The sequence below is a fragment of the Streptomyces sp. NPDC045470 genome (genome assembly GCF_040646595.1).
In the GTDB taxonomy this organism is placed as follows: domain Bacteria; phylum Actinomycetota; class Actinomycetes; order Streptomycetales; family Streptomycetaceae; genus Streptomyces.
This window is the reverse complement of sequence record NZ_JBEZAN010000015.1, coordinates 108,124-121,268: the sequence shown is the minus strand read 5'-3', so window position 1 is coordinate 121,268 and position 13,145 is coordinate 108,124. Positions and strand designations below refer to the sequence as shown.

9 protein-coding genes are annotated in these 13,145 nt (G+C 71.3%); 7 read left to right on the top strand and 2 right to left on the bottom strand.

Going from position 1 to position 13,145, the window contains the following annotated elements:
• The first annotated feature begins 877 nt into the window (after window positions 1-877).
• From thrS to AB0A97_RS31375, 4 genes are all read left to right on the top strand, one after another.
• A complete protein-coding gene (thrS, locus tag AB0A97_RS31390; RefSeq protein ID WP_361156159.1) occupies window positions 878-2,857 on the top strand; it encodes a threonine--tRNA ligase in 1,980 nt (659 codons plus the stop codon).
• Window positions 2,858-2,941: 84 nt separating this feature from the next.
• The gene (locus AB0A97_RS31385; RefSeq protein WP_030024201.1) at window positions 2,942-3,499 is read left to right on the top strand and encodes an HIT domain-containing protein; all 558 of its coding nucleotides are present in this window, start codon (window positions 2,942-2,944) and stop codon (window positions 3,497-3,499) included.
• A 111-nt stretch (window positions 3,500-3,610) separates the two neighbouring features.
• A complete protein-coding gene (locus AB0A97_RS31380) occupies window positions 3,611-4,408 on the top strand; it encodes a polysaccharide deacetylase family protein (protein WP_361156380.1) in 798 nt (265 codons plus the stop codon).
• Window positions 4,408-5,616, top strand: coding sequence for a hypothetical protein (locus tag AB0A97_RS31375; RefSeq protein ID WP_361156156.1), 1,209 nt, complete (start codon window positions 4,408-4,410; stop codon window positions 5,614-5,616). Before AB0A97_RS31380 ends, AB0A97_RS31375 begins: the two co-directional genes overlap by 1 nt.
• 85 nt (window positions 5,617-5,701) lie before the next feature.
• On the opposite strand, the gene AB0A97_RS31370 is transcribed toward AB0A97_RS31375, so the two are convergent.
• Window positions 5,702-7,372 (bottom strand): hypothetical protein, encoded by a 1,671-nt coding sequence (locus tag AB0A97_RS31370; RefSeq protein ID WP_361156153.1) that lies wholly within the window; start codon window positions 7,370-7,372, stop codon window positions 5,702-5,704.
• A gap of 130 nt (window positions 7,373-7,502) precedes the next feature.
• Window positions 7,503-9,704: an elongation factor G-like protein EF-G2 gene (locus tag AB0A97_RS31365; RefSeq protein ID WP_361156150.1), complete on the bottom strand. Its 2,202-nt coding sequence runs from the start codon at window positions 9,702-9,704 to the stop codon at window positions 7,503-7,505.
• Between the two features lie 278 nt (window positions 9,705-9,982).
• On the opposite strand from AB0A97_RS31365, the gene pgsA reads away from it, so the two are divergent.
• Genes pgsA through AB0A97_RS31350 form a run of 3 tightly spaced genes read left to right on the top strand, consistent with a single transcriptional unit; the run spans window position 9,983 to window position 12,785 of the window.
• On the top strand, window positions 9,983-10,639 hold the full coding sequence (gene pgsA, locus AB0A97_RS31360; RefSeq protein WP_361156378.1) for a phosphatidylinositol phosphate synthase: 657 nt from the start codon (window positions 9,983-9,985) through the stop codon (window positions 10,637-10,639).
• Window positions 10,636-11,628, top strand: coding sequence for a phosphatidylinositol mannoside acyltransferase (locus AB0A97_RS31355; protein WP_361156147.1), 993 nt, complete (start codon window positions 10,636-10,638; stop codon window positions 11,626-11,628). The genes pgsA and AB0A97_RS31355 overlap by 4 nt, the downstream gene beginning before the upstream one ends.
• Window positions 11,625-12,785 carry a glycosyltransferase family 4 protein gene (locus AB0A97_RS31350; RefSeq protein WP_361156144.1) on the top strand — a complete coding sequence of 387 codons (1,161 nt, stop codon included), beginning with the start codon at window positions 11,625-11,627 and terminating at the stop codon, window positions 12,783-12,785. Before AB0A97_RS31355 ends, AB0A97_RS31350 begins: the two co-directional genes overlap by 4 nt.
• Window positions 12,786-13,145: the final 360 nt, after the last annotated feature.

Genomic DNA, 13,145 nt, shown 5'->3' with positions numbered 1-13,145 from the left:
GCGGGGGTGGCCCCCTGCACGCCCCCTCGGGCCGGTTCGGCGAGCCGAGGTCGGGGGGGAGTTTTTCGATCACCCTGGTGCGCGCCCATGGGGTGGTGAGGCTCGCGTGAGTGTGGGCGTCACTGCTGCGGCCTCCGGGGCGCCTCCCGCTGCTCCGCGTGGGAGAAGGGTCCTTGCGCTGCGCGCCGGAGGAAGGGCTCCTCGTGCTGCGCGCGGGAGAGCGACCCCTTCGTGCTGTGAGCGGGAGAGCGGCCGTCTTCGCGCTGTGCGCGAGGGACGGGCTCTTGGGCTTGTGAGAGTGCCCGGCCCGATTGCTCGGGACAGCCGCCGGACGGCCAGGGCTCGGGGACATTCCGGGGTCTCCCCGCAGGCAGTCCGGACACTGGCCCACTATCCGATTCACCTTGGCTAAAGGATGCCGAGGAGTGACCCCGGCCGGAGGCTGGGGGAGAGTGACCCCGGAGTGGCCCCGAGCCCCCACTACCGGGCCCATCGCGCAAGCCGCGAGCACCGGACCCGGTGCGCTTGCGGGCTCGTGGAGAGCCCGGCCCTATCGCCCGGGACAGCCGCCCGACGGCCAGGGCTGAAGGAAGCCGTGGGGGCGCCCCCGGCCGAAGGCTGGGGGAGTGACCCCGCTGGAGTGGCCCCGCGCCCCCACCCACCGGGCCCATCGCGCATCACGCGCACCCCCACCATGCCGTCCCCGCAAACGCGCCCTCGCGCCCCCACCACGCCAACCCCACAAACCCGCACCCGCACCCCCGAAGAACGCTCCCGGCGCAGCCCCGTCGTAACCGTTTCGCGAGGAGCGCCGGTCGCTCGGTACGATTTGCCTGCGCAGCAACCGCTGACGCGCCCGAGAAGTCAGGAGAGACCGGTGTCAGACGTCCGTGTGACCATCCAACGCGATTCCGAGCGGGAAGAACGCGTGGTGGCCACGGGCACTACGGCCGCCGACCTCTTCCAGGGCGAGCGCTCCGTCGTCGCCGCCCGCGTCGCCGGGCAGCTCAGGGACCTGGCGTACGAGCTGGCCGAGGGCGACGCCGTCGAGCCCGTCGACATCGGCAGCGAGGACGGGCTGAACATCCTGCGCCACTCCACCGCGCACGTGATGGCCCAGGCCGTGCAGGAGCTGTTCCCGGAGGCGAAGCTGGGCATCGGCCCGCCCATCAAGGACGGCTTCTACTACGACTTCGACGTCGAGACCCCGTTCACCCCCGAGGACCTCAAGCGCATCGAGAAGAAGATGCAGGAGATCCAGAAGCGCGGGCAGAAGTTCGCCCGGCGCGCGGTGAGCGACGACGACGCCCGCGCCGAGCTGGCCGGCGAGCCGTACAAGCTGGAGCTGATCGGCCTCAAGGGCTCCGCCGCGGAGGCCGCCGAGGGCGCGTCCGCCGAGGTCGGCGCCGGTGAGCTGACCATCTACGACAACCTCGACGCGAAGAGCGGCGACCTGTGCTGGAAGGACCTGTGCCGCGGCCCGCACCTGCCCAGCACCCGGGTCATCCCGGCCTTCAAGCTGATGCGCTCGGCCGCCGCGTACTGGCGCGGCAGCGAGAAGAACAAGCAGCTCCAGCGCATCTACGGCACCGCGTGGCCGACCAAGGACGAGCTCAAGGCGTACCTGGAGTTCCTCGCCGAGGCCGAGAAGCGCGACCACCGCAAGCTGGGCGCGGAGCTGGACCTGTTCTCCATCCCGGAGGACATCGGTTCGGGTCTGGCGGTCTTCCACCCCAAGGGCGGCATCATCCGCCGGGTCATGGAGGACTACTCGCGGCGGCGTCACGAGGAGGCGGACTACGAGTTCGTCTACACCCCGCACGCCACCAAGGGGAAGCTGTTCGAAAAGTCGGGCCACCTGGACTGGTACGCCGACGGCATGTACCCGCCCATGCAGCTCGACGAGGGCGTGGACTACTACCTCAAGCCCATGAACTGCCCGATGCACAACCTGATCTTCGACGCGCGCGGCCGCTCGTACCGCGAACTGCCGCTGCGTCTGTTCGAGTTCGGGACCGTGTACCGGTACGAGAAGTCCGGCGTGGTGCACGGCCTGACCCGTGCCCGCGGCTTCACCCAGGACGACGCGCACATCTACTGCACCAAGGAGCAGATGGCGGACGAGCTGGACGCCACGCTCACCTTCGTCCTGGACCTGCTGCGCGACTACGGTCTGACCGACTTCTACCTGGAGCTGTCCACCAAGGACCCGGAGAAGTTCGTCGGCTCCGACGAGGTCTGGGAAGAGGCCACCGAGACGCTGCGCAAGGTCGCCGAGAAGCAGGGCCTGCCGCTGGTCCCGGACCCGGGCGGTGCCGCGTTCTACGGCCCGAAGATCTCGGTGCAGACCAAGGACGCCATCGGCCGCACCTGGCAGATGTCGACCGTCCAGCTGGACTTCAACCTGCCGGAGCGCTTCGACCTGGAGTACACCGCGCCGGACGGCTCCAAGCAGCGCCCGGTGATGATCCACCGTGCCCTCTTCGGCTCCATCGAGCGCTTCTTCGCGGTGTTGCTGGAGCACTACGCGGGAGCGTTCCCGGTCTGGCTGGCCCCCGTGCAGGCCACCGGCATCCCGATCGGCGACGACCACGTCCCGTACCTCCAGGAGTTCGCCGCCGAGGCGAAGAAGCGGGGGCTGCGGATCGATGTGGACGCGTCCTCGGACCGGATGCAGAAGAAGATCAGGAACGCGCAGCGCAGCAAGGTGCCGTACATGATCATCGCGGGTGACGAGGACGTCGCCAACGGCGCGGTGTCCTTCCGCTACCGCGACGGGTCGCAGAAGAACGGCATCCCGAAGGCGCAGGCGATCGCCGAGATCCTGGACGCGGTGGAGCGCCGGGTCCAGGTGTGAGACGGGCCCCGCTCGCGCGGGGCGCACGAGGGGCGGTCCCGGACGGGGACCGCCCCTCGCCGCATGGCCGCGCGACCGGGGAATATGCTGGCCCGCATGACGAGTGAGCCGGAGCAGCAGATCGGAGTCGGGACACAGGACGCCTTCCAGCGACTGTGGACGCCCCACCGGATGGCGTACATCCAGGGGGAGAACAAACCGTCCGGACCGGGCGCCGAGGACGGCTGCCCCTTCTGCACGATTCCGGCCAAGTCGGACGAGGACGGGCTGGTGATCGCCCGTGGCGAGCACGTGTACGCGGTGCTCAACCTCTACCCGTACAACGGCGGACACCTGATGTCGGTGCCGTACCGCCACGTGGCGGACTACACCGAGCTGGACCGGGCCGAGACCCTGGAGCTGGCCGAGTTCACCAAGCGGGCGATGACCACGCTGCGCGCCGCCTCCGGGGCGCACGGCTTCAACATCGGCCTCAACCAGGGCGCCGTGGCCGGCGCCGGTATCGCCGCGCACCTGCACCAGCACGTCGTGCCGCGCTGGGGCGGCGACACCAACTTCATGCCCGTGGTGGGTCAGACGAAGGTGCTGCCGCAGTTGCTGGCCGACACCCGCAAGATGCTGGCCGACGCCTGGCCGCAGTAGCCCGGACGCCGCAGCGGAGGCCGAGACACGCCCCGCGATAAATCCGACAAAGCGACAAATGCGGACACGTTGCCCTCTAATGGTGAGGTGACTTCCCTGCATCGTCGCTCCGTGCTGCGCACCGCCACGGCCGCGGCCGCCGGTGCGCTCGCGTCGGGGTGCGCAGCCCGTACGGGCACCGCGCCCGTACGGGCCTCCGGCTCCCCGCCACCGGGCGGGACCGGCCCGCCGGGCCCCGGGGCGCGCCCCTCGGGGACGGCCGCCTCGGGCGCCGCCCGAAGGGCCCGCCCGCCGACCCGAGCGCCCGGCCTGCCCGTACAGATCCAGCACGGCCCGCGGCGCGGCGACGCGGTCGCCCTCACCTTCCACGGCCAGGGCGACGCGAAGACGGCCACCGCGCTGCTCGGCGAGGCCGAGCGGGCCGGCGCCCGGGTGACCGTGCTGGCCGTCGGCGGCTGGCTCGACGAGCAGCCGCTGATGGCCCGCCGCATCCTCGACGGCGGCCACGAACTGGGCAATCACACCCAGCGCCACCTCGACATCTGCGCCCTCCCGGCGGCCGAGGCGTACGCCGAGATCAGCGGATGCGCCGACCGGCTGCGGAAGCTGACCGGCACCATCGGCAGTTGGTTCCGCCCCTCGCGCACGCAGTACGCCACCGAACTGGTGACCCGGCTGGCCCGTAAGGCCGGCTACCCGCACGTCCTCTCCTACGACGTCGACTCCCTCGACGCGGACGACCCCGGCGCCCCCGCCGTCCAGCGCACCGTGCTGGACCGGGCCCGCGCGGGATCCATCGTGAGCCTCCACCTCGGGCACGCCGGCACGGTTGCCGCGCTGCCCCCGATCCTCGACGGCCTGCACCGGCGCGGACTGCGCGCGGTGACGACAACGGAGCTTGTGACCTGATGGCTGACCGGACCTCAACCCAAGATCGGAAACGTGCCCGTACCGGCCGACGGGCCGCGCTGCTGGCCGTCGCCTGCGCACTGACGGCGGCAGGGTGCGGCGGCGGCAGCGGGCCGGAGGCCGCCGACAGCAGCCCCGGGGCGTCGACCCCGGCCTCGCCCGCGCAGGCCGCCAAGTCGCTGCTGCCGGGCATGCCGCCGCCGCTGGACGAGCACGACGTGTACGCGGCCGACCGCCCGAACAAGCTCGCACCGCAGGTCAAGAACTTTCCCTCCCGCGTGTACGTGCCCAACACCGGCTCGGACACGGTCAGCGTCATCGACCCCAAGACGTACAAGGTCATCGAGACCATCCCGGTCGGGGTGCAGCCGCAGCACGTCGTCCCGTCCTGGGACATGAAGACGCTGTGGGTGAACAACAACCGCGGCCACGACCTGACGCCGATCGACCCGGCGACCGGCAGGTCCGGCCGGGCGGTGGACGTGCACGACCCGTACAACCTCTACTTCACGCCGAACGGCAAGTACGCCGTCGTGATGGCCTCCATGGACAAGGAGCTGGTCTTCCGCGACCCGAAGTCGATGGAGGTGCGCAAGACCGTCCCGGTGAGCTGCGCGGGCGTCAACCACGCGGACTTCTCGGTGGACGGGAAGTACTTCATCGTCTCCTGCGAGTTCTCGGGCGAACTGCTGAAGGTCGACACCGAGAAGATGAAGGTCGTCGGCCAGCAGAAACTGCCGTTCCGGGGCGCCATGCCGCAGGACGTGAAGATGTCGCCGGACGGCCGGACCTGGTATGTCGCGGACATGATGGCCGACGGCATGTGGGTGCTGGACGGCGACACGTTCGCACAGCCGAAACTGATGCCGACCGGCAAGGGCACCCACGGCCTCTACGTCAGCCGCGACTCCAAGAAGATGTACATCTCCAACCGGGGCGAGGGCTCCGTGTCCCTGCTCGACTTCAAGAGCGGCAAGCTCGTGGACAAGTGGCACATTCCCGGCGGGGGCAGCCCCGACATGGGCGGGGTGTCCGCCGACGGCAACGTGCTGTGGCTGTCCGGCCGCTACAACTCCGAGGTCTACGCCATGGACACCCGGACCGGGAAGACCCTCGCCAAGATCCCGGTGGGTGAGGGCCCGCACGGCCTGGCGGTCTACCCGCAGCCGGGGCGGTACTCACTGGGGCATACGGGGATCTTCCGGTGAGTGGTCTTGTGCGCGGCGGGGGCCGCGCGCAAGCCGGTCCCGCGTCGGTCGCCCCCGTCCGACCGGCTGACCGCCGCAACAGCGGCTACGCGTGGTACTCGTCGGCCTTGCGCGGCTCCGCGGCCTGCACCTGCCCGCTCAGCACCAGCGAACGGCTGTCGAAGCGCGCGACGTCCACACCGTTCTCCTTCAGCACGCTCAGGGCGGCGGAGTGCACCACGCGCAGCACCGGGGTCGCCGCCCGCAGCGCGTCGTCGGCCATGAAGCGGTGCCGCCAGGGCTTGTCGGCCCAGGCGTGCCGCAGGCCGAACGGCTCCGGCAGGGTCAGCTTCCCGCCCAGGAACTCCAGGAAGCCGGGGAACCACGTCAGCGGGGCGCGGGCGGCCAGCCGCACCACCTCGCTCGCGTCGACCAGCGGCAGGCTCACGGACTTGGTCTCCCAGAACTTGACCGTCTTGGAGACACTCTTGCTCTTCGGCGCGGGCTTGGAGGTGAACAGCGGGTTCACCGGGCCGAGGGCGTGGCCGGTGACCTCCACCCGGAGCGTCTCGTGCAGCACGGTGACCGTGATCAGCAGGGTTATCACGAGCTGGCCGTCCCACAGCACGAACTGCACGCCGAGGTAGTGCCGGCTGCCGCTGCCGAACTGCTGCTCGTTGCAGATCCGCTCTATCTCGTGCTGGCGGACCTGGAACGCCTCCACCTCGGTGCCCTCGGGGCGGGAGACGGAACCGGCCTTCTCACCGACCGGCACCACGACCCAGTGGCGTACGGAGGGGGCGTCCTTGAAGCCGCCGGTGTGCAGCGGGCTGCGCTCGAGCAGACGCAGCCGGTCGTGGATGACGCGGATCACGTCGTAGCTGCGGAACGGGTTGATCTCGCCGCCCTCCACGGCGGGCCGCAGCTCCTCGGCCATCTGCCAGCTGCCCCAGCGGGTGCCCATGCCGAGTATGCCGTTGGGGCCCGCGTAGAAGGCGACGTTGCTGTGCTGCTCGGCGGTGAGCTTGGCCAGGCTCTGGCGCATCTGCTCGGCGGCGGTCTCGTTCGGGTCCTTGGGGACCGCCTCGGGGATCTTGGCACCCACACCGCCGCCTTCGAGCAGGCCCTTCCACGCCTCCCGCAGGTCCTTCGCGGTGGCCTCACTGATCCGCTTCGCCCACCACCAGCCGACCACCGGCACCACCACCATGGCGCGCAGATACACCGACCAGAAACCGGTGAACGGCAGCTTCACCAGGAAGAGCACAGCGATGGCGCCGACGGCCAGCATCAGCGCCACACCGAGCGCCGAGGTGCCGGTGCCCTGCGCCTTCGACAGCAGCTTCTTGAGCTGGAACGCGCCCAGCCACAGCAGCACGCCGGGCAGGAAGAGCAACCCGAAGCCCAGCATCAGGGCGGTCAGCTTCACATCGCGGATCTTGCGGATGCGGATGGCCGCCAGACAGTGCTCGACGACCGTCTGCGGTTCGATGCCGAAGGACTGGATGAGCGCGCCGCGGGCACCGCCGAGCATCCGCAACTGGAGCGCGCGGGAGAACGCCTCGCCCAGATTCGGTTCGAACAGGGAGAGTTTGGGTGGTTTGATCGTCGACTTCGCGGTGGCGGAGTCGGCCTTGGAGATGTCGGCGAGCGGATTGTCCCGGTACGCCGCCGAGGCCAACGCCTGGGTGGCCGCGGTCTGTCCGGCACCGCCGGACAGCGGGACCTGCGCCCCGGGACTGAAGTCGAAGCCGTCTGCTGCCACTGCCGCCCCCATCACCCGCACGCATCCGCTGCTGCGGCCTTCTTCCCAACTACCGTCGGTCGCACACCTTCTGAGCTGCGATCACAGCGTACCGCCGCCGTCCACCCCGGGGATGCCGAGGTGGACGACCGGCGAGGGGACGTCACGACGAGCCGTTCTCCTCCTGCTCGCGGAGCTTCGCGGCGAGCTGCGGCGGCATCGGCTCGTGCCGCGTGTAGGACCGGTGGAAACGGCCGGTGCCGTGCGAGAGGGAGCGCAGGTCCACGGCGTACCGGCTGATCTCGATCTCCGGCACCTCGGCCCGTACGATCGTGCGCCCGTGCCCGGCCTGATCGGTACCCACCACACGGCCGCGCCGCCCGGACAGATCGCTCATCACCGCCCCGACGAAATCGTCCGGAACCAGTACGGTCACCTCGGCCACCGGCTCCAGCAGATGGATACGGGCGTCACCGGCCGCCTCGCGCAGCGCCAGCGAACCCGCCGTCTGGAACGCGGCGTCGGAGGAGTCCACCGAGTGCGCCTTGCCGTCCAGCAGCGTGACCCGCACGTCGACCAGCGGGTACCCGGCCGCGACCCCGCGCGCCGCCTGCGCCCGTACGCCCTTCTCCACGGACGGGATGAACTGCCGCGGCACCGCGCCGCCCACGACCTTGTCCACGAACTCGATGCCGCTGCCGCCCGGCAGCGGCTCCACCTCGATCTCGCAGATCGCGTACTGGCCGTGCCCGCCGGACTGCTTCACGTGCCGCCCGCGGCCCGCCGCCCTGCCGCCGAAGGTCTCCCGCAGCGAGACCTTGTACGGCACGGTGTCGACCTGCACGCCGTACCGGGACCGCAGCCGCTCCAGGGCCACGTCGACATGCGCCTCGCCCAGGCACCACAGCACCACCTGATGGGTGCCCTGATTGTGCTCCAGGCGCATCGTCGGGTCCTCGGCGACGAGCCGGGACAGACCCTGGGAGAGCTTGTCCTCGTCCGCCTTGCTGTGCGCCTGGATGGCGACCGGCAGCAACGGGTCCGGCATCGTCCACGGCTCCATCAGGAGCGGCGCGTCCTTGTCGGAGAGCGTGTCACCGGTCTCCGCGCGGGTCAGCTTCGCCACACAGGCCAGATCGCCGGCGATCGCCTGCGACAGGGAGCGCTGCATTTTGCCGAACGGGGCGGACAGGGCGCCGATCCGCTCGTCCACGTCGTGGTCCTCGTGGCCGCGGTCCTCCAGGCCGTGCCCGGACACGTGCACCGTCTCGTCCGGGCGCAGGGTGCCCGAGAAGACCCGGACCAGCGAGAGCCGGCCCACGTACGGGTCGGAGGAGGTCTTGACCACCTCGGCGACCAGCGGACCCGCCGGATCGCAGGTCAGCGCCGGGCGCGGCTTGCCGTCGGGGGTGGTGACGGCGGGCGCCTCACGTTCGGCGGGGGTGGGGAAGCCGCGGGCGATCAGATCGAGCAGCTCGACGGTGCCGAGACCCTGCCGGGCGCCCTCCGCGGCCGGAGCCGCGGCCAGCACGGGGTGGAAGGTGCCGCGGGCGACCGCCGTCTCCAGGTCACCGATGAGCGTCTTCACGTCGATGTCCTCGCCCGCGAGGTAGCGGTCCATGAGGGACTCGTCCTCGCTCTCGGCGATGATGCCCTCGATGAGCCGGTTGCGGGCCTCCTCGATCAGCGGCAGCTCGTCGGCCTCCGGCGCGCGCTCGACACGTTCGCCGGAGGAGTAGTCGAAGACCCGCTGGGTGAGCAGGCCGATCAGACCGTGCACCGGCGCGTGGCCGTCGGCGCCCGTCGCGCCGTACAGCGGCAGGTACAGGGGGAGGACGGCGTCCGGGTCGTCACCGCCCAGCGTGGCGCCGCACAGCCGCGTCATCTGGTCGAAGTCGGCGCGCGCGGCCTCCAGGTGCGTGATGACCAGCGCGCGCGGCATCCGGACCGCCGCGCACTCGTCCCAGACCATGCGGGTCGCGCCGTCCACGCCGTCCGCCGCCGAAACGACGAAGAGGGCCGCGTCCGCTGCCCGCAGACCGGCCCTCAGCTCTCCGACGAAGTCGGCGTACCCGGGTGTGTCCAATACGTTGATCTTGATTCCGCCGTAGTCGACGGGAACCAGGGAGAGCTGCACCGACCGCTGCTGCCGGTGCTCGATCTCGTCGTGGTCCGACAGAGAGCTGCCGTCCTCGACCCGGCCCGCCCGGTTGACCGCGCCGGTCGCCAGGGCCAGCGCCTCCACCAGCGTCGTCTTCCCCGCACCACTGTGGCCGACCAGCACCACATTCCTCAGGGACGTGGGCCGGCCGGCCGATGTCGCCCTGCCGGCGGCTCCCGGATGTGTCCTCGTCTTCTCGCCCATGTGTCTCGCCTCCCGGTCGACACTTTGCGGTGGTTCGAGCTTTCCACCCTGGTCATGGCACGTCCATACATCGCACAAGGGACGATCAGGGATCTTGCGGTACGCCCCGCCGGCGCGGGGCCCGCGCCGGTGTGGCACCTGCTGCGTCCACGTCTTGGCCGGTCACAGGTCGTGCCCCGGGCCGTGGTGCGTTCGCGGTACGCGGGTGCCGCCTGGCTACGATGGGCCAGCCGGTGGCCCCATTGACCGCGCGGCCCGTATCGACCTCCGGGAAGGCCATGCTGAACACGTACGCGCGTGCATTCTTCACGCGTGTCCTCACGCCATTCGCCGCCCTGCTCATCCGTCTCGGGGTCAGCCCGGACGCGGTCACCCTCGTCGGCACGGGGGGTGTGGTGGCGGGTGCCCTGGTCTTCTTCCCGCTCGGCGAGTTCTTCTGGGGCACGATCGTCATCACGCTCTTCGTGTTCTCGGACCTGGTGGACGGCAACATGGCCCGGCAACTGGGCCGCTCCAGCCGCTGGGGTGCCTTCCTCGACTCCACGCTCGACCGGGTCGCCGACTCGGCGATCTTCGGCGGGCTGGCGCTCTGGTACGCCGGGGCCGGCGACAGCCTCTGGCTCTGCGCGGTGGCGATCTTCTGCCTGGCCAGCGGCCAGGTGGTCTCGTACACCAAGGCCAGGGGCGAGAGCATCGGGCTGCCGGTCAACGTCAACGGACTGGTGGAACGGGCCGAGCGGCTCGTCATCACGCTGGTCGCCGCCGGCCTCGCCGGACTGCACGCCTTCGGCGTCCCCGGCATCCAGTACCTGCTGCCGGTCGCCCTGTGGGTGGTCGCCGTCGGCAGCGCGGTCACCCTCGCCCAGCGCGTGGTGACCGTACGCAGGGAGTCCGCCGAGGCCGACGCCGTCGCACAAGGGGGGAACAGCGCGTGAAGCGCCCGACCATCGACCGCGAGAAGCTGACCGACGGGGCGTACGCCCTGGGCTGGAGCGCGGTCAAGAAACTGCCCGAACCGGCCGCCACCGCACTGGGCCGCCGGATCGCCGACGCGGTCTGGAAACGGCGCGGCAAGGGCGTCCTGCGCCTGGAGGCCAACCTCGCGCGCGTCGTCCCGGACGCCACGCCGCAGCGCCTCGCTCAGCTCTCCCGGGCCGGAATGCGCTCCTACCTGCGCTACTGGATGGAATCCTTCCGGCTGCCCGCCTGGAGCAAGGAGCGGATAAAGGGCGGCTTCGCGCCGGCCGACGTCCACCACCTGGAAGAGGGCCTCAAGAGCGGCCGCGGCGTGATCCTCGCCCTGCCGCACATGGGCAACTACGACCTCGCGGGCGCCTGGGTCACCACCAAACTGGGTGTGCCCTTCACCACCGTCGCCGAACGCCTCAAGCCCGAGACGCTCTACGACCGGTTCGTCGCCTACCGCGAGGGCCTGGGCATGGAGGTGCTGCCGCACACCGGCGGCGCCGCGTTCGGCATCCTCGCCCGGCGGCTGCGGGCCGGCGGCCTGGTCTGCCTCGTCGCCGACCGGGACCTGTCCGCCTCCGGCATCGAGGTGAAATTCTTCGGCGAGGCGGCCAAGATGCCGGCCGGGCCCGCGATGCTCGCGGTGCAGACCGGAGCGATGCTCCTGCCGGTCACCCTGTGGTACGACGGGAGCCCGGTCATGCGCGGGCGGGTGCACCCGGAGATCGAGGTGCCGCAGACCGGCACCCGCGCCGAGAAGGCCGCCACGATGACGCAGGAGATGGCCGACGCCTTCGCCTCCGGCATCGCCGACCACCCGGAGGACTGGCACATGCTGCAACGTCTGTGGCTCGGTGACCTGGAACCACGGGAGGCGGGGCGCGCGGACGCGGTGGATGCCGACGGCGCGCGTTCCGACCAGGCGCGCGCCGACGTCCGGCGGACGGAGCGGTCTTGAGGATCGGCATCGTCTGCCCGTACTCGTGGGACGTCCCGGGCGGCGTCCAGTTCCACATCCGGGACCTCGCCGAGCACCTGATCCGGCTGGGCCACGAGGTGTCCGTACTCGCTCCGGCGGACGACGAGACACCACTGCCGGCGTACGTCGTCTCCGCCGGACGTGCCGTCCCCGTGCCGTACAACGGTTCGGTTGCCCGGCTCAACTTCGGCTTCCTGTCGGCGGCCCGCGTCCGCCGCTGGCTGCACGACGGCGCCTTCGACGTCATCCACATCCACGAACCCGGCACGCCGTCCGTCGGGCTGCTCGCCTGCTGGGCGGCGCAGGGCCCGATCGTGGCCACCTTCCACACCTCCAACCCGCGCTCCCGCGTCATGATCGCGGCGTACCCGATCCTGCAACCCGCGCTGGAGAAGATCAGCGCGCGGATCGCGGTCAGCGAATACGCCCGGCGCACCCTGGTCGAACACCTCGGCGGGGACGCGGTCGTCATCCCCAACGGCGTCGACGTCGACTTCTTCGCCGAGGCCACGCCGAAGGAGGAGTGGCAGGGCCGGACGATCGGCTTCATCGGCCGCATCGACGAACCCCGCAAGGGCCTGCCCGTCCTCATGCGGGCCCTGCCGGACATCCTCGCCGCCGTCCCCGACGCCCGGCTCCTGGTCGCGGGCCGCGGCGACGAGGAGGAAGCCGTCGCGGCACTGCCCGCCGACCTGCGCTCCCGGGTGGAGTTCCTCGGCATGGTCAGCGACGAGGACAAGGCCAGGCTGCTGCGCAGCGTGGACCTGTACGTCGCGCCCAACACCGGCGGTGAGTCGTTCGGCATCATCCTCGTCGAGGCGATGTCGGCGGGGGCGCCGGTGCTGGCCAGTGATCTCGACGCGTTCGCCCAGGTACTGGATCAGGGGGAGGCGGGGGAACTGTTCGCCAACGAGGACGCGGAGGCGCTCGCCGCTGCGGCAGTACGGCTTCTCGGTGACCCCGCGCGCCTCGCGGAGCTGCGGGAACGTGGCAGCCGGCACGTGCGGCGGTTCGACTGGTCGACGGTCGGGGCGGACATTCTCGCCGTGTACGAGACGGTCGCGGCGGGGGCGGCGATGGTGGCGACGGATGAGCGGACGGGGTTGCGGGCTCGGTGGGGGTTGGCGCGGGACTGAGGCGGCCTTTGGCCGCCGCAGTGTCGGGTGTGCTTTGCGCTGCGCGCGAGAGGTTGTGCTGGCGTGGGCTCGCGTTGCGTTCGTTGTGGGGGCGGGGGCGCCCCCGGCCGGAGGCTGGGGGAGAGTGACCCCGGATGGCCCCGAGCCCCCACCCACCGGACCCATAGCGCCCCACGCGAGCGCCAAACCCGCGCGCTTGCGCTCGTAAAGACCCCAGCCCGGCCGCCCGGGACAGCCGCCCGACGGCCAGGGCTGAAGGATGCCGTGGGGGCGCCCCGGCCGAAGGCTGGGGGAGAGGGACCCCGCTGGAGTGGCCCCGCGCCCCCACCCCCGCCCCCTCCGCGCACGACGCGTACCCCC